The sequence below is a fragment of the Streptomyces sp. O3 genome (genome assembly GCF_054788135.1).
Window position 1 is genome coordinate 1 of sequence record NZ_JBTVYK010000088.1, and the last position, 15,241, is coordinate 15,241.

The 15,241-nt window shown below is 73.4% G+C and carries 14 protein-coding genes; 6 read left to right on the plus strand and 8 right to left on the minus strand.

The annotated features are described in order from the left end of the window. On the minus strand, positions 1–577 hold a 577-nt coding region (locus ACX6XY_RS28755; RefSeq protein WP_460337090.1), incomplete at its 3' end, for an FtsB family cell division protein. Next, on the minus strand, positions 574–1,530 hold the full coding sequence (rsmH, locus tag ACX6XY_RS28760; protein WP_460337093.1) for a 16S rRNA (cytosine(1402)-N(4))-methyltransferase RsmH: 957 nt from the start codon (positions 1,528–1,530) through the stop codon (positions 574–576). The genes ACX6XY_RS28755 and rsmH, both read right to left, overlap by 4 nt. 417 nt (positions 1,531–1,947) lie before the next feature. Between rsmH and ACX6XY_RS28765 the strand changes: the two genes are divergently transcribed. The 4 genes from ACX6XY_RS28765 (at position 1,948) to ACX6XY_RS28780 (ending at position 7,642) form a co-directional block, all read left to right on the plus strand. Continuing rightward, positions 1,948–2,493 carry a beta-class carbonic anhydrase gene (locus tag ACX6XY_RS28765; RefSeq protein ID WP_460337095.1) on the plus strand — a complete coding sequence of 182 codons (546 nt, stop codon included), beginning with the start codon at positions 1,948–1,950 and terminating at the stop codon, positions 2,491–2,493. A gap of 198 nt (positions 2,494–2,691) precedes the next feature. Further along, on the plus strand, positions 2,692–3,849 hold the full coding sequence (locus ACX6XY_RS28770; protein WP_460337099.1) for an AAA family ATPase: 1,158 nt from the start codon (positions 2,692–2,694) through the stop codon (positions 3,847–3,849). Continuing rightward, entirely contained in the window at positions 3,849–5,222 is a 1,374-nt protein-coding gene (locus ACX6XY_RS28775) for a DUF58 domain-containing protein (protein WP_460337102.1), read from the plus strand. The genes ACX6XY_RS28770 and ACX6XY_RS28775 overlap by 1 nt, the downstream gene beginning before the upstream one ends. Beyond that, positions 5,219–7,642, plus strand: coding sequence for a transglutaminase TgpA family protein (locus ACX6XY_RS28780; protein ID WP_460337105.1), 2,424 nt, complete (start codon positions 5,219–5,221; stop codon positions 7,640–7,642). The genes ACX6XY_RS28775 and ACX6XY_RS28780 overlap by 4 nt, the downstream gene beginning before the upstream one ends. Before the next feature lie 74 nt (positions 7,643–7,716). On the opposite strand, the gene ACX6XY_RS28785 is transcribed toward ACX6XY_RS28780, so the two are convergent. From ACX6XY_RS28785 to ACX6XY_RS28795, 3 genes are all read right to left on the minus strand, one after another. Beyond that, positions 7,717–8,127 (minus strand): DUF3040 domain-containing protein, encoded by a 411-nt coding sequence (locus ACX6XY_RS28785; RefSeq protein WP_460337108.1) that lies wholly within the window; start codon positions 8,125–8,127, stop codon positions 7,717–7,719. Between the two features lie 310 nt (positions 8,128–8,437). After that, a complete protein-coding gene (locus ACX6XY_RS28790) occupies positions 8,438–9,265 on the minus strand; it encodes a methyltransferase (protein WP_460337111.1) in 828 nt (275 codons plus the stop codon). Positions 9,266–9,356: 91 nt separating this feature from the next. Continuing rightward, positions 9,357–9,905: an SAV_6107 family HEPN domain-containing protein gene (locus ACX6XY_RS28795; RefSeq protein ID WP_460337114.1), complete on the minus strand. Its 549-nt coding sequence runs from the start codon at positions 9,903–9,905 to the stop codon at positions 9,357–9,359. 376 nt (positions 9,906–10,281) lie between these two features. On the opposite strand from ACX6XY_RS28795, the gene ACX6XY_RS28800 reads away from it, so the two are divergent. Both ACX6XY_RS28800 and ACX6XY_RS28805 read left to right on the plus strand, forming a co-directional pair. Next, positions 10,282–10,899, plus strand: a complete 618-nt coding sequence (locus tag ACX6XY_RS28800; protein ID WP_460337117.1) for a DUF4126 domain-containing protein — start codon at positions 10,282–10,284, stop codon at positions 10,897–10,899. A gap of 43 nt (positions 10,900–10,942) precedes the next feature. Next, positions 10,943–12,457 carry a phytoene desaturase family protein gene (locus ACX6XY_RS28805; protein WP_460337120.1) on the plus strand — a complete coding sequence of 505 codons (1,515 nt, stop codon included), beginning with the start codon at positions 10,943–10,945 and terminating at the stop codon, positions 12,455–12,457. Between the two features lie 31 nt (positions 12,458–12,488). Here the strand turns inward: ACX6XY_RS28805 and ACX6XY_RS28810 are convergent, their stop codons facing one another. The 3 genes from ACX6XY_RS28810 to thiE all read right to left on the minus strand — a co-directional run bounded on the left by ACX6XY_RS28810 (position 12,489) and on the right by thiE (position 15,107). After that, positions 12,489–13,397 carry an SCO2102 family sporulation regulator gene (locus tag ACX6XY_RS28810; RefSeq protein ID WP_460337123.1) on the minus strand — a complete coding sequence of 303 codons (909 nt, stop codon included), beginning with the start codon at positions 13,395–13,397 and terminating at the stop codon, positions 12,489–12,491. A 52-nt stretch (positions 13,398–13,449) separates the two neighbouring features. Then, a complete protein-coding gene (gene metF, locus ACX6XY_RS28815; protein ID WP_460337126.1) occupies positions 13,450–14,373 on the minus strand; it encodes a methylenetetrahydrofolate reductase [NAD(P)H] in 924 nt (307 codons plus the stop codon). Positions 14,374–14,468: 95 nt separating this feature from the next. Further along, the gene (gene thiE / locus ACX6XY_RS28820; protein ID WP_460337129.1) at positions 14,469–15,107 is read right to left on the minus strand and encodes a thiamine phosphate synthase; all 639 of its coding nucleotides are present in this window, start codon (positions 15,105–15,107) and stop codon (positions 14,469–14,471) included. Positions 15,108–15,241: the final 134 nt, after the last annotated feature.

The window sequence follows — 15,241 nt, forward strand, 5'->3', positions numbered from 1 at the left end:
GGGGGGGGGGGGGGGGGGGGGGGGGGGGGGGGGGGGGGGGGGGGGGGGGGGGGGGGGGGGGGGGGGGGGGGGGGGCGCGGGCCTCAGTGGACGACGGCTCGGCGGGGGACGGCTCGGCGGGCGACTCCGTGCTGGCCGTGGGCGCGGGCGACGGCGTGGCGGGGGTCGTCGTGGGCGGCGGCGTGGGCTCCTTCCGGGCGGCGGACGGGCGGGCCGGGACCCCGCCCGGAGTGCCGCGCACGGTGCCGTCGGGCCCCAGGAACGCCGGGTTGCCGCCGGGCACCAGGCCCAGCTCACGGGCGCGGCGCTGGAGCGCGTCCGGCGCCGAGTAGCGGTCCACGTCGCGCTGGAGCTCCTGCCGCTCCTCGGTGAGCTCGGTGGTCTCCTTCCTCAGGTCGCTCAGCCGGAACGACCCTTCGTTGAGCGAGGAGTTCAGCACCAGCAGACCGATCAGGCCGCCGCCGAGCAGCATCACCACCAGCAGCACGAACGGCATCCGCGCGGCCGACGCGGGCGACGCGGGCAGCAGCCGCCCCAGCAGCGCGACCCGCCCCCCGGAGCGCTGCCCGCCGCTCACGACACGTCTTCCCGGATGCGCTGCGCGCCGCGCAGCCGGGCCGGGGCGGCTCTGCGGTTCTCGGCGACCTCTTCCTCGGTGGGCAGCTCGGCGCCACGGGTCAGCAGCTTCAGGCGCGGCTGGTAGCGCTCGGGCACCACCGGCAGGCCGGGCGGCGCCGTGCTGGCCGCACCGGCCGCGAAGACCTGCTTGACCAGCCGGTCCTCAAGGGAGTGGTACGACAGGACGGCGATCCGGCCGCCCACGGCGAGCGCGGCGACGGCCGAGGGGATCGCCCGCTCCAGGACCGAGAGTTCGCCGTTGACCTCGATGCGCAGCGCCTGGAAGGTGCGCTTGGCGGGGTTGCCGCCGGTGCGCTTCGCGGCCTGCGGCAGGGCGTCCCGGATCAGCTCGACCAGCCGTGCGCTGTTGTGGAACGGCTCCTTGTCACGCTCTCGTACGATCGCGGCCACGATCCGCTTGGCCTGCTTCTCCTCGCCGTACGCGCGCAGGATCCGCACCAGGTCGCCGGGGGCGTAGGTGTTGAGTACGTCGGCGGCGCTGAGCCCGGTCGTCTGGTCCATACGCATGTCCAGCGGCGCGTCCTGCGCGTACGCGAACCCGCGGTCGGCCTCGTCCAGTTGCATGGAGGAGACGCCGAGGTCGAACAGGACGCCCTGGACGGCCGGGATGCCGAGGCGGTCGAGTACGTCGGGCAGCTCGTCGTAGACCGCGTGGACCAGCGTGGCCCGTTCGCCGTACGGCGCCAGCCGCTCGCCGGACAGGCGCAGCGCCTCCTTGTCCCGGTCCAGGGCCACCAGGCGCGCCTCGGGGAAGGCGTCGAGCAGGGCCTCGCTGTGCCCGCCGAGCCCCAGAGTGCAGTCGACGACCACCGCTCCGGGTTGTGTGAGCGCGGGGGCCAACAGGTCCAGGCATCGCTGGAGCATCACCGGAACATGTCGGCTGGAGCTCAATGCACCCTCTCAGGTCCGGCGCCGCGCCGTACGCACCGCCGGGTCCCCGCCCGCTCGAGGAAGGGGAGGTCCGCTGGCGCCGGAAAGGGCGTCAGCCGACCGGGAGCGGGAGGAGGCCGAGCCGTACGTACGCGCCGCACACATGGGGAGACCGTGAGGAGTCTCCGGGATTCACCGTCCAGCGGGGCGCGCCCGGCCTGCGGCCTGCGGGCTCCCGCTTCGCGTCACTTTAGTCCACCCCGTCCCCCGGTCAATCTCCGGCCACACCGCGGGGGCCGCGCGTCGCGTGCCGTCCGGTTCACCCGTACGGACCGGACGGCACGCGGCATGTGGATTACCTCACAACGACGCCCGTTGACACTCTTTGTCGCTTCTCACAGCGCGCCTGGACGTTCCGTTCGCTTTACCGTCGACTCCATGTCGACTTCGCTGCCCACCGACCCGACCGGCACCACAGCCGCCAGCGGCACCGTCATGGACCGTCTGGTAGCGGCCAACCAGCGCTACGCCTCGGGGTTCGCCGACCCCGGCATGGACGCGCGCCCCGTGCTGAAGGTCGCGGTCGTCGCCTGTATGGACGCCCGGCTCGACCTGCACGACGCGCTCGGCCTCGCGCTGGGCGACTGCCACACCATCCGCAACGCGGGGGGCGCGGTCACCGACGACGTGATCCGTTCCCTGACGATCAGCCAGCGCGCCCTGGGCACCCGCAGTGTGATGCTGGTGCATCACACCAACTGCGGCCTGGAGAAGCTGACCGAGGACTTCCGGAACGAGCTGGAGGACGAGGTCGGCCAGCGTCCGCCGTGGGCGGTGGAGGCGTTCCGCGATGTGGACCAGGACGTCCGGCAGTCGATGCAGCGGGTGCGGACCTCGCCGTTCCTGCCGCACCGCGACGACGTACGGGGCTTCGTCTTCGACGTCACGACCGGCCTGCTGCGGGAGATCGACCGCGTGCAGTGAAACGGAATACCCGGAAAACCTCCCCCAGCCGGACATATCGGCGTCAGTTATCCACAGCCAAGTGACACAACGCGGTACGGCCAACAAGAATGCCTGTGTGACATCGCGCCGGGAACCGTTCGCGCGTGCTGTCCGTGTGTTGGGGAGGGCCGGGTCGCACCAGAGGACACGGCCCGTGCGAGGGCCGAGGAGGGCCGGGTGACGACCTATGAAGATCGAGCGAGCCTCACTGATCTGACCACCACTGTGGAGCGTGTCCGCAAGTCGGTGGAGGGTGTGATCGAGGGCAAGCCGGAGGTCGTACGGCTTTCGCTGACCGTACTCCTCGCCGAGGGGCATCTGCTGATCGAGGATGTTCCCGGCGTGGGGAAGACCATGCTGGCCAAGGCGCTGGCGCGGTCCATCGACTGCTCGGTGCGCCGTATCCAGTTCACGCCCGACCTGCTGCCGTCGGACATCACCGGTGTGTCCATCTTCGACCAGCAGCGGCGGGAATTCGAGTTCAAGCCGGGCGCCGTCTTCGCGCAGATCGTGATCGGCGACGAGATCAACCGCGCCTCGCCGAAGACCCAGTCGGCACTCCTTGAGTCGATGGAGGAGCGCCAGGTCACCATCGACGGGCAGGCGTATGAACTGCCCCACCCGTTCATGGTGGTGGCGACGCAGAACCCGGTCGAGATGGAGGGCACCTATCCGCTACCCGAGGCCCAGCGCGACCGGTTCATGGCGCGGGTGTCGGTGGGGTACCCGTCGCCGGAGGCCGAGCTTCAGATGCTCGACGTGCACGGCGGGCTCTCACCGCTCGACGACCTGCAGCCGGTGGCGCACGCCCACGAGATCGCCAAGCTGATCGAGGCGGTACGCGGGGTGCACGTCGCGGACGCGGTGCGCCGCTACGCGGTGGACCTGGTCTCGGCCACTCGTAACCACCCGGACCTCAGACTCGGCGCGTCGCCGCGTGCCACGCTGCAACTGCTGCGGGCCGCGAAGGCGTCCGCCGCGCTCAGCGGCCGGGAGTACGTCCTGCCGGACGATCTGCAGTCGCTCGCGGTCGCGGTGCTGGCCCACCGGCTGCTGCCCACCGCGCAGGCGCAGCTGAATCGCCGCACCGCCGAGCAGGTCGTCCTGGAGATCCTGCAGCGCACCCCGGTGCCCCAGGCGCCGATGCCGGGCAACACTCCGATGCCGGGCAACACTCCGATGCCGGGCCACGCCCCGATGCCGGGCGGCGCCCCGATGCCGGGCGCTCAGATTCCGGGCAGCGCTCCGGCGCCGGACTCCCCCGCCCCGTACGGAACCGTGCCCGGCGCGGCGCCGGGCTACGGACCGCAGCAGCCCGGCGCCCGGAGGCTGTGATGACGTCCGGCCCGGCGGCGGCGCGGTCCTTCGCCCCGGAGGCCGACCGGGGGAAGGGTCCCGTACGGACCGCGCTCGCGGGGCTGACCACGCGCGGCCGGTCGTTCCTGGCCGCCGGGGCCGCCGCGGCCGTCTGCGCGTATGTGCTCGGGCAGGAGGATCTGCTCCGGGTCGGGCTGCTGCTCGCGGTGCTGCCGCTGGTGTGCGTGATCGTGCTGTTCCGCACCCGGTACCGGGTGGCCGGGTCCCGACGGCTGGCCCCCTGGCGGGTGCCGGCGGGCTCGGAGTCACGGGTCCATCTGCGGGTCGACAACGTCTCGCGGCTGTCCACGGGGCTGCTGATGCTCCAGGACCGGGTGCCGTACGTACTGGGTCCCCGGCCGCGGTTCGTCCTGGACCGGGTGGAGGCGGGCGGCCGCCGTGAGGTGTCCTACCGGGTGCGCTCGGATCTGCGGGGGCGCTACCCGCTGGGGCCGTTGCAGCTGCGGCTGACGGACCCGTTCGGCATGTACGAGCTGACCCGCTCGTTCAGCACGTACGACACCCTGACGGTCGTTCCGCGGGTCACACCGCTGCCTCCGGTACGGCTCTCGGGTGAGGCCGCGGGGTACGGCGAGGGGCGGCAGCGCTCGCTGGCGCTCGCCGGTGAGGACGATGTGATCCCGCGCGGATACCGGCACGGCGACGATCTGCGGCGGGTGCACTGGCGCTCCACCGCCCGGTACGGCGAGCTGATGGTGCGGCGTGAGGAGCAGCCGCAGCGCGCCCGCTGCACGGTGCTTCTGGACACCCGTGGCGCGGCCCACCGGGGGGCGGGCCCCGACTCGGCGTTCGAGTGGGCCGTCTCCGGCGCCGCGTCGGCACTGGTGCACATGCTGGAGCGGGGCTATTCGGTACGGCTGCTGACCGACACCGGCAGTTCAGTGCCCGGCGAGGGGTCCGACGGCTTCGCGGGGGCCGGCCAGGAGTCGGCGGACGCGGCCGGGCTGCTGATGGACACCCTCGCGGTGATCGACCACTCCGACGGCACGGGGCTCTCCGCCGCGTACGAGGTACTGCGCGGCGGCGGCGAAGGGCTGCTGCTGGCCTTCGTCGGCGACCTGGACGAGGAGCAGGCGGCCGTGGTCGCCCGGATGCGGCAGCGCAGCGGGGCGGCGGTCGCCTTCGTCCTGGACAGCGCCGCCTGGGTGCGAGGCGAGGGCCCGTCTCCGCAGTTGGAGGCGCGGCTGGCCACGCTGCGTGCGGCGGGCTGGACGGCGATCGGAGTGCCTCCGGGCGCCGATCTGGGCGCGGTGTGGCGGGAGGCCGACCGGCAGCGCGCCAGCGCGGGACCCGCGCCCATGGGGGAGACGACGACAGGGGGTTGGGGATGAGCGGGCGCGGGCGACTCGCGCTGGCCGCCATGGCGGCCACACTGCTGACGGCGGGCGCGCTGGTGCCGCTGGTCGACAACGCGAGCTGGCTGGTGCAGGCGACCGCGCTGCTGGCGGTCCAGACCGGCGTCGGGGCCGCGGCCCGGCGGGTGCCGCTGGCCCGGCCGCTGACCGTGGCGGTGCAGGCCCTGGTGACGCTGCTGATCCTGACGGCGATGTTCGCCGGCGGTCGGGCCCTGGCCGGCGTGCTGCCGGGTCCTGAGGCCCTCCGGGAGTTCGGGGTGCTGCTCCAGACCGGCGCGGACGACGTCGGGCGGTACTCGATCCCGGCGCCGCTCACCGAGGGCATCAAGCTGATGCTCATCGGCGGTGTGCTGACGATCGGCCTCGCGGTGGACGCGCTCGCGGTGACCTTCCGCAGCGCGGCCCCGGCCGGGCTGCCGCTGCTCGCGCTGTACTCGGTCGCCGCGGGTATCGCGGACGGCTCCGGCGGCTGGGTGTGGTTCCTGCTGGCCGCCGCGGGCTATCTGCTGCTGCTCCTGGCCGAAGGCCGGGACCGGCTCTCGCAGTGGGGGCGGGTGTTCGGCGGTGCCGCGGGGCGTCCTGGCGCGATGGCCTCAGGGCTGGCGGCGGGCGGCGGCGCGCTCGCGCCAGTCCGCACCGGGCGGCGCATCGGCGCCGTCGCGCTGGGGGTCGCCCTGGTCGCCCCCGCGGCGCTGCCCGCCCTGGACGGCGGGCTGCTGGACGGCGTCGGCGACAGCGGCGGCTCGGGCGGCAGCGGCGGCACCATCTCCGCGGTGAATCCGCTGGTCTCGCTGAAGGACAGCCTGAACCAGCCGAGTGACCGCGAGGTCCTGACGTATCGCACGAACTCCGAGGAGACCAAGGACCTCTATCTGCGGATCGTCGCGCTCGACCGGTTCGACGGCACGGCCTGGAAGCCCGAGGAGCGGAGCATCTCCGATGTGCCGTCGCCGTTCCCGACACCGCCCGGACTCAAGCCCGGAGTGCGTACCACCACCGTCCAGACCTCCATCTCGGCGGCCGACTGGTACGCGCAGGACTGGCTTCCGATGCCGTATCCGGCGACTCGGGTCGACATCGACGGGCGCTGGCGGTTCGAGGAGGTGGGCCGGACCCTCGTCGGCGACCGCGGGCAGACCACACGCGGAAAGAAGTACCAGGTGGACAGCCTGCTGGTGCAGCCGACCGCGGAGCAGCTCGCTTCGGCCCCGCCCGCGCCCGAAGCGCTGGCCAGCGAGTTCACCGCCGTGCCCGACTCGCTGCCACGGGACGTGTTCACCACGGCCCGGCAGGTGACCCTGGGGGCCGCCAACGACTACGAGCGCGCGGTCCGGCTCCAGGACTGGTTCGCGGCGGAAGGCGGGTTCACCTACAACACCCGCGTGGACGCGGGCAGCGGCGCACGGGCGATCAGCCGCTTCCTTGAGCGGAAGGAGGGCTTCTGCGTCCACTTCTCCTTCGCCATGGCCTCGATGGCCAGGACCCTGGACATTCCGGCTCGGGTCGCGGTGGGCTTCACGCCCGGCTCCCCGTCGTCGGACGGGACCATGTCGGTCGGGCTGAAGGACGCGCACGCCTGGCCGGAGCTGTATTTCGAGGGCGTGGGCTGGACCCGGTTCGAGCCGACGCCGACCCGCGGCTCGGTGCCGGAGTACACGGTGGAGGAGACCCCGTCGAGCGATCCGAGCGCCAGCGCGGCGCCCGCGCCGTCGCAGTCGCTGGCCCCGGAGGACGAGCCGTCGGCCTCGGCGTCGGACGACTGCCCGGCGGAGCTGCGGCGGCTGGGCGAGTGCGAGAACGACGCGGCCGTGGCCATCGACGACGCGGGCGGCGGTCCGCCGCTGGGCACCGTCGTGGGCCTGACGCTGGCGGCCCTGGTCGTCCTGACGGTGCCGCTGCTGCCGATGCTGTGGCGGATCCGGGTGCGGGCACGGCGGCTGGGCGTCGGCGGGCGTTCGGACGCGGACGTGACCGCGCGGACGCTGGCGGCCTGGCGGGAGATGACCGACACCGCGTGGGACTACGGCATCGTGCCGGACGATTCGCAGACGCCGCGCAAGGCGGCCGCGCGCATCGTGCGGGTCGGGGCGCTGCCGACGGCGGCCGCGGATTCGGTGCACCGGGTCGCGGCGGCGGTCGAGCAGGTGCTGTACGCGCCGCGGCCGCTTCCGGCGGCGGGGCTCGGCGAGGACGTACGGCGGCTGCGGGCCGGGCTGCGGGACACCACGCGCCTGCCCGGACGGCTGCGGGCCGTGCTCGCGCCCCGCTCGGCCGTCCGGGTGGCGTGGACGGCCGCCGCCCGCTGGGCGGCGCTCAAGCGGCGCTGGAACCTCGGCGGCTGGGCCGGCCAGCGGTGGGCGGCGCTGCTACGCCGCCCGAGCAAGCAGCAGGGCTAGCAACGAGAACAGCGTGGGTGGGGAGCGAACGTCGGATGGCGTTCGCTCCCCACCCACGCTGTGGGTGTCCGTTCTCAGTGATGGCCGCCTTGGCCCTCGTCCCTGCGGCGCTGCCAGCGCTGCTCGATCCGGCCCATCATCGACTTGCGTTGCTTGCCCTGACGGCGGGTAGCGGACGCGTCGGGCGCCGCGCCTGGAGCCTGTTCGCCAGGCTTGGGCGCCTTGCGCCAGCCGGTGACCGCGAGAACTGCGCAGCCGAGCATGACGAGAAAACCCACCACGCTGACCCAGATCTGCTGTGCGACCATTCCGGCCATGAGGAGCGCGATACCCAACAGAAAGCCAGCGACCGCCTGGTAGACCCGTTTCCGGGTGTACGTACGCAGCCCGCTTCCCTCAAGCGCTGTCGCGAACTTGGGATCTTCGGCGTACAGCGCTCGCTCCATTTGCTCGAGCATTCGCTGCTCGTGCTCCGAGAGCGGCACGGAGTCCTCCTCATCGTGCAGTCGCCGGGGCGACCGGGGGTCCCCTTCAGGATAGGCAGGGAATCGCCCCCGTGAAACCCGCCCCTCTACGCCAATTCGCCATTCCGAGCCCGCAGGGCGTCTCGACGGGCTGAAACGTGCATTCCCCAGCCGCCGATCCGTCATGCCGGACGGTGTCCTTCGATCATACGGTGCGTTGCACCCGATCGGGTGGCCTGTGGCGCACTCCATGTCCGCCTGGGGTGCTGATCAGCGGGATCTCCGGGTTTCCCGGACCGCCTCCCGGCCGCCTCCGGGCCGCTGGCGGGGCTTACGCGGGCTGTCCGGCGCGCTTTTCGGCCAGCACGTGCAGCTGGGTGGCGACCGAGTGGAAGGCGGGCTGCTCGGCGGCGGCGGCCTCCAGTTTGAGCAGGGCGTCCAGCGCTCCGGGCTCGGTGTCCACCAGCACACCGGGGACCAGGTCGGCGAAGACCCGCACGCCGTGCACCGAGTCGATCCGCAGCCCGGAGGCGGCGACCAGGTCGGTCAGTTGCTCGGCGGTGAAGCGCCGGGGCACCGGGTCGCCCTCGCCCCAGCGCCCCGCGGGGTCGGTGAGGGCCTTGCGGGCCTCGGTGAAGTGCCCGGCCAGCGCCCTGGCCAGGACGGCGCCGCCCATGCCGGCGGCGAGCAGGCTGAGGGTCCCGGATTCCCGCAGCGCGCCGACGACGTTCCGCACGCCTTCGGCGGCGTCGTCCACGTACTCCAGCACGCCGTGGCAGAGCACCGCGTCGTAGCCGCCGCGCTCCACGACGTCGAAGAGGCCGTGCGCGTCGCCCTGGACGCCGCGCACGCGATCGGCCACACCCGCCTCGGCGGCCCGCCGCTCCAGGGCGAACAGCGCGTTGGGGCTGGGGTCGACGACGGTGACCCGGTGGCCGAGGCCGGCCACCGGGACCGCGAAGTTGCCACTGCCGCCCCCGGTGTCGAGCACGTCGAGTGACTCCTGCCCCGTCGCCTTGGCCTGGCGGCTGAGGGCGTCCTGGAGGACCTCCCAGACCACGGCGGTACGGAGAGAAGCGCGGGGGCGGGAGGGGTCGGAGCGCAGCGACGTCGTTTGAGGGTGGTGGTGGGAGACGGGCGGGCGCATCGGGTCCGACACGGCAGTTGACTCCTCGGCGCGGCACCGCCTCGTGTGCGGCGGAGCGTTTACGTTCTGTTGGGCGCCCCCACCCTATTGCCTCCGGCCCGCTCTACCACGTCTGGCCCGCTGCCTGGTCATCGTGCGCCCCCCGCGCTGGCCGTGGCGGCGGCAGGACCGGCTGGAGCGCCAGCATCCGTTCGACTATGCGCAGGAACATCCCCGCGTCCCGCACCAGGTCGTCGGCGGCGCGCGCGGTGGCCGCGCCCGGTATGCCCGCCTCGGCGCGGGCGCGCCGGGCGGCTCCCGAGGCGAACAGGGCGCTCCACTCGGTCAGCTCGGGCGCGGCCTGCGGAAGCACCTCCCAGGCGCTGCGGATGCGCCGACGGCGGCGCTCGGTGGTCTCCGGGCGGCCGCGGACGGCGAGCACGGCGGCTGCGGTGCGCAGTGCGGCGAGGTGGGCGGCGGCGTAGCGCTCGTTCGGCGTGGGCAGGGTCGCCGCCTCGTCGAGGCCGCCGCGAGCCTGGGCGAGCAGGGCGAGGGCGGCGGGTGGCGCCGTCTCCCGGCGCAGGACGGGGTGGATGTCGCTCGCGGGGCCGTTCAGTGAGGGGGCAGGGCCGGTGGCGCGGCGGCGTGCGGCGGCGGCGGACGAACGGGCCATGACGAACCTCCTGTCGTCGTGTGACGGCGCGGTGGCCGTATGTGCCCATCGTGCGACACACCACTGACAATCGGTTCTGACCTGCATATATGACGTGATCAGGAGTTCGTGACGACGAGTCCGGTGCGGCTTGAGTCTGCTCAAGCCGCACCGGACCCGCACCCCCATGTCCCCGCGCACGCCGTTCCGCCGCCCCGTGTCGGCGGTGCCGGCGTCGCGCCCCCTCCGTGCACCCCACTCTGCCGTCCACGCGGGCGCGCCCTCATCCGCGCGGCTACTCATCTCGCCCTCTAGGTACGGGTACTCAGACCGGTGTGCCGGTCCCCGATGTGCGGTCCTCAGTCCAGAGCTCGCACGACTGGTTACGATCGCGCCCGTGTCTGTACTCCCTTTGGTGTTCACCAGTGGCTGGGCCAGCGGTATCAACGCCTACGCCGTCGTTCTGCTGCTCGGCGTGTTCGGATCCACCGGGCTGACCGACGAGGTGCCCGAGGCGTTGCAGCGCACGGACGTCCTGGTGGTGGCCGGTGTGCTGTTCCTCTGTGAGGCGGTGGCCGACAAGATCCCCTACGTGGACTCGGTCTGGGACGCGGCGCACACCGTGATCCGGCCGGTCGCGGGTGCGGTGGTGGGAGCGCTGCTCGCGGGACAGAGCGGCTCGCTGTCCGATCTGGCGGCGGGCGCGGTGGGCGGTTCGACGGCCCTGCTCAGCCATTTCGTGAAGGCCGGCACGCGGATGGCGATCAACACGTCGCCGGAGCCGTTCAGCAACATCGTGATGAGCACGGCCGAGGACCTCGGGGTCGGCGGACTGGTGACGTTCGCGATCTTCTACCCGGAGGCGGCGGCGGTCATCGCGGGCGTCCTGCTCCTGCTGGGGCTGGTGATACTGCTGTTCCTCGCCCATCGCATCCGGCGTTTCCTGCGCCGCAGGGCGCAGCGCCGCGAGGAGAAGCGGCTGGCGGGCACGGGGCCGGGGGCGCCGCCCGGCTGAGCCGCGCTCCGGGGTGTCAGTGGGGGCCGATAGGGTCGCTTGCATGGGACGGATTGCGGTGATCGGCGCCGGGATGGGCGCCATGGCGGCCGCCGCCCGGCTGGCCGTGGCGGGCCACCGGGTGGTGGTGTTCGAGCGCGCTGACACCTACGGCGGCGCGCTCGGGCGCTTCGCGCGCGACGGCTTCGGCTTCGACACGGGACCCGGACTGCTGCCGCTGCCCGCCGTGTACCGCGATCTGTTCATCAAGACCGGCAAGCAGCCCCTTGAGGACGTCGTCGAACTGGTCCAGGTGGAACCCGCGGTGTGCCATGTCTTCGCGGACGGCACCGAGGTCCGGCTGCCGAACGCCTCGCGGGCCGGCGCCGTGGAGGCGCTGGACGCGGCGCTGGGCCCCGGCGCGGGCGAGCGCTGGGGCGCGGTCATGAACCGCGCGCGGGAGGCCTGGGACCGTACCCGCAGGCCGCTGCTCGAGGAGCCCCTGTGGCCGAACTGGCAGGTGCTGGCGGAGCGCGAGCCGTATCCGGCGGCGCCGGTGCGCCGACGGCTGCGCCGCAGCCGCACCGCGACCACCCTGGCCGAGGTCGGCGAGCTGGAGCTGGGCGACCCGCGGCTGGCCGCCCTCCTGGAGAGCCACGCCCTGGCATACGGCATCGACCCCCGTACCGCGCCCGCGAACGCGGCCGTGCTGCCGTATATGGAGCAGTCCTTCGGGACCTGGTATGTCCGCGGCGGGATGCGTGAGCTGGCTCGTGCGGTCTATGAGCGGTGCCTGGCCCGCAGGGTCGAGTTCCGCTTCGGCTCGCCGGTGGCCCGGATCGTCGAGAAGGACGGCCGGGCGGCGGGCGTCGAGGAGGCGGACGGCACGGTGCACGAGGCGGACTTCGTCGTGGCGGGGGTCGCGCCGGTCGCGCTCGGGGAGCTGGCCGACCGCCCGGTGTGGGGCGAGGTCGGGCCGCGGGCCGGGCTGCCGAGCCGGTTCACGGTGCTGCTGGCGCTGCGCGGCGGCCGCCCGGAAGGCACCCCGCATCGCACGGTGCTGCACACGGCGGACCGGGCGGACGAGCTGCACCGCCTGTTCACCGCGCCGGTACCGGGCGGCTGCGCCTCCCCCACGGTCACGGTGCTGCGCCCTGGCGACCCGGCGCTGACGCCGGACGCGGACCACGAGGCGGTCACCCTGACCGCGACGGTTCCCGCGCATGACGGCGTCGGGCGGCTCGACTCCCAGGCCGCGGCGCGGGCGGCGGATCGGCTGATGGCCGTCGCCGAGCGCGCGGCGCTGCCCGGTCTGCGCGACCGGCTGCTCTGGCGGGAGGTGCGCACCCCGGCCGACGTCGCCCAGGCGACCGGGGCCGAGGGCGGTGCGGTGCCCGCTCCGGCGCTGGCCGCCGCGGGCGGACGGCTGCTGCACCCGGCCAACAGCACCGCGCTGCCCGGTCTGTACCTCGTCGGCGGCTGGTCCCATCCCGGCGGGGGGCTGCCCCACGCGGGGATGTCGGGTGCGCTGACCACGGGGCTGATCGTCGAGGGCCCGGAGTTCCGCGGCTCACAGTGAGCGCGGCGCGCGCGGGGTCGGCGGCAGGCTCTCAGTAGCGGTACTGCTGCTGTTCGGTGTAGTCCGCGCCGTAGCCGTCCTGGTAGGGCAGGGGCTGCTCGGCCTGCGGCTCGGCGTCGCGCTGCTGCGGCACCCAGACCCCGCCGGGCGGGGTGTCGTCGACGGTTCCCGAGTAGGCGGCCGCGCCGTACGGGTCCTGGTAGCCGCCGGTGCCGTAGCCCTGCTGGTCTCCGGCGTACGGGTCGTACGGGCCCTGGCCGCCGTAGGTCTGCGTGCCGATGTAGGGGTCCGAGTACGGGGCGTACTGCTGTTGCGGCCCGGTGTCGTAGCCGTACTCGTACGGTCGGTCGTCGTAGCCGGGATAGCCGTACGCGCCTCCGGCGGCGGCCGTGGCGGGCTGGGGCGGGTAGTCCGCGTCCTGGTAGATGCCGTACTGGCCGGTGTCGTCGGGCAGCGGCTCCGGGGCGTACACCGGGGAAGCGGTGGTCGGGGGGTCCTGGTGCTCCGGGGGCTCGGGGTAGCCGTCGGGCTCGGGGTAGCCGTCGCCGAGCCCCGCGCCGCCCCCGTCCCCCGGCGTGCCGGTCTGCTCCGGGCCGTGACCCGCGTCGTACTCGAGGTCGCTCACCTCGAGCGTCGGGTCCTGCTCGGCCTCGCCCCGTGTCTTGCGGCGGCGGCTCGCGCCCGGATTCCCGCCGATCGCCCAGCCGGTGGAGAAACCGCGGCGGAAGGACAGCGTCACATAGGTCTGCCCGACGGCGAACGCGGCCGTACCGACCCCGATCACCGGCAGTGACTGCAGCAGCACGCCGAAGACCACGCCGACGAAGCCGGCGAAGGCCAGCAGCCGCCAGCGCAGCCGCGCCTTGTACTGCAGCAGGACCTCGCCCAGCAGCCACAGCGCGACCACACCGAACGCGATGTAGAGGACCGTCCAGCCCATGTACGCCCCTCTCCTACGGCCACCCGCCCCGGTCGGGGGCGGCTCTGGCCGGTCAGGCCTGCTGTGGGTCGTGCAGGCCCAGATTCTCGTAGATCTCCAGCGTCGCGGTCGAGTTGTTGAGCGTGATGAAGTGCAGTCCGGGCACCCCTTCGGCCAGCAGCCGGGCGCAGAACTCCGTCGCGAACTCGATGCCCATGGAGCGTACAGCGGCGGGGTCGTCCTTGGCTGCGAGCATGCGCTGTTTCACATGCTCGGGGAACACCGCGTTGCTGAGCTGCGGCAGCCGGGCGAGCTGCTTGACGTTGGTGACCGGCATGACCTCGGGGATGATCGGGGTCTCGCAGCCCGCGGCCGTGACCCGGTCGCGCATCCGCAGGTAGTTCTCGGGGTCGAAGAACATCTGGGTGACCGCGTAGTCGGCGCCGGCGCGGCACTTGTCCACGAAGTGCCGGATGTCGCTGTCCCAGTCGGCTGAGCGCGGGTGCATCTCGGGGAAGGCGGCGACGCCCACGCAGAAGTCACCGGACTCCTTGATCAGCCGCACCAGTTCGGCGGCGTAGGTCAGACCCTGGGGGTGCGGGACCCACGTGCCCATGGGGTCGCCGGGCGGGTCGCCGCGCAGCGCGAGCATGTTCCGGATCCCGGCGTCCGCGTACTGTCCGATGATGTTGCGCAGTTCGGCGACGGAGTGATCGACCGCGGTGAGGTGGGCGACCGGCGTGAGCGTGGTGTCGGCCACGATCTGCTGGGTCTCCTTGACCGTGCCGGCGCGCGTGGAGCCGCCCGCGCCGTAGGTGACGGAGACGAAGCTGGGGGCTACCGCCTCGACCCGGCGCAGGGAGCTCCACAGGTTCCGCTCCCCTTTCGGGGTCTTCGGCGCGAAAAACTCGAAGGAGTATGAGGTTTTGCCGGTCGCGAGCAGGTCGCGCACGGTACGCGCGCGGTCGATCCTGGTGGAAGCAGTGCCAAGGGCCATACCCGCAGGTTAGTCAGGCCGACCCGGCACCCCAACCACGCAGAGGCGATATGTCCCATAATGTGCTTTTGTTGTCCACCCCTCGGACAGCCGCCTCAGCGTTCGCGCAGCCGCTTGGCGAGGTGCGCGGCCGCCGCTCCCGGATCGTCGGCCTCGGTGATCGCCCGGACGACCACCACCCGGCGGGCGCCCGCTTCGAGTACCTCGTCCAGGTTCGCCGCGTCGATCCCGCCGATCGCGAACCACGGCCGGTCCGTACCGAGCGAGGAGGTGTAGCGCACCAGGTCGAGGCCCGGCGCGTACCGCCCCGGCTTGGTGGGGGTCGGCCAGCAGGGACCGGTGCAGAAGTAGTCCACGCCGTCCTGGGCCGCCGCGGCGGCCGCCTCGGACTCGCTGTGGGTGGAGCGGCCGATCAGGACCTCGTCGCCGAGCACGGCACGGGCCGCGGGCACCGGGAGGTCACCCTGGCCCAGGTGCAGCACATCGGCGCCCGCGGCGTGCGCGACGTCCGCGCGGTCGTTCACCGCGAGCAGCCCGCCGTGCCGACGGCAGGCCTCGGCGAACACGGCGAGGTGCTCAAGCTCCTCACCGGCCTCCATGCCCTTGTCCCGCAGCTGCACGATGTCCACGCCGCCCGCGAGCGCGGCGTCGAGGAACTCCGGCAGATCGCCCTGGCGCTTGCGGGCGTCGGTGCAGAGATACAGCCGGGCGTCGGCGAGCTGTGCGCGTGACATGGAGCGGTCCCCCGTTGTCGGCGGGGGGGGGGGGGGCCCCCCCGGGGGGGCCCCCCCCACCCCTGGTCCGTGACTGCCTGATTGCTGACTGCTGCCCTTGGTCAGCTGGTCAGCTGGTCTGCCGCTGCCACGAC

What these genes read in the sequence shown, in the direction of transcription:
- ACX6XY_RS28780 (WP_460337105.1), top strand. Translation starts at nt 5,219, where the DNA reads ATGAGCGGGCGCGGGCGACTCGCGCTGGCCGCCATGGCGGCCACACTG.
- ACX6XY_RS28810 (WP_460337123.1), bottom strand. Translation starts at nt 13,397, where the DNA reads ATGGGCTGGACGGTCCTCTACATCGCGTTCGGTGTGGTCGCGCTGTGG.
- ACX6XY_RS28775 (WP_460337102.1), top strand. Translation starts at nt 3,849, where the DNA reads ATGACGTCCGGCCCGGCGGCGGCGCGGTCCTTCGCCCCGGAGGCCGAC.
- metF (WP_460337126.1), bottom strand. Translation starts at nt 14,373, where the DNA reads ATGGCCCTTGGCACTGCTTCCACCAGGATCGACCGCGCGCGTACCGTG.
- ACX6XY_RS28795 (WP_460337114.1), bottom strand. Translation starts at nt 9,905, where the DNA reads ATGGCCCGTTCGTCCGCCGCCGCCGCACGCCGCCGCGCCACCGGCCCT.
- ACX6XY_RS28765 (WP_460337095.1), top strand. Translation starts at nt 1,948, where the DNA reads ATGTCGACTTCGCTGCCCACCGACCCGACCGGCACCACAGCCGCCAGC.
- ACX6XY_RS28805 (WP_460337120.1), top strand. Translation starts at nt 10,943, where the DNA reads ATGGGACGGATTGCGGTGATCGGCGCCGGGATGGGCGCCATGGCGGCC.
- thiE (WP_460337129.1), bottom strand. Translation starts at nt 15,107, where the DNA reads ATGTCACGCGCACAGCTCGCCGACGCCCGGCTGTATCTCTGCACCGAC.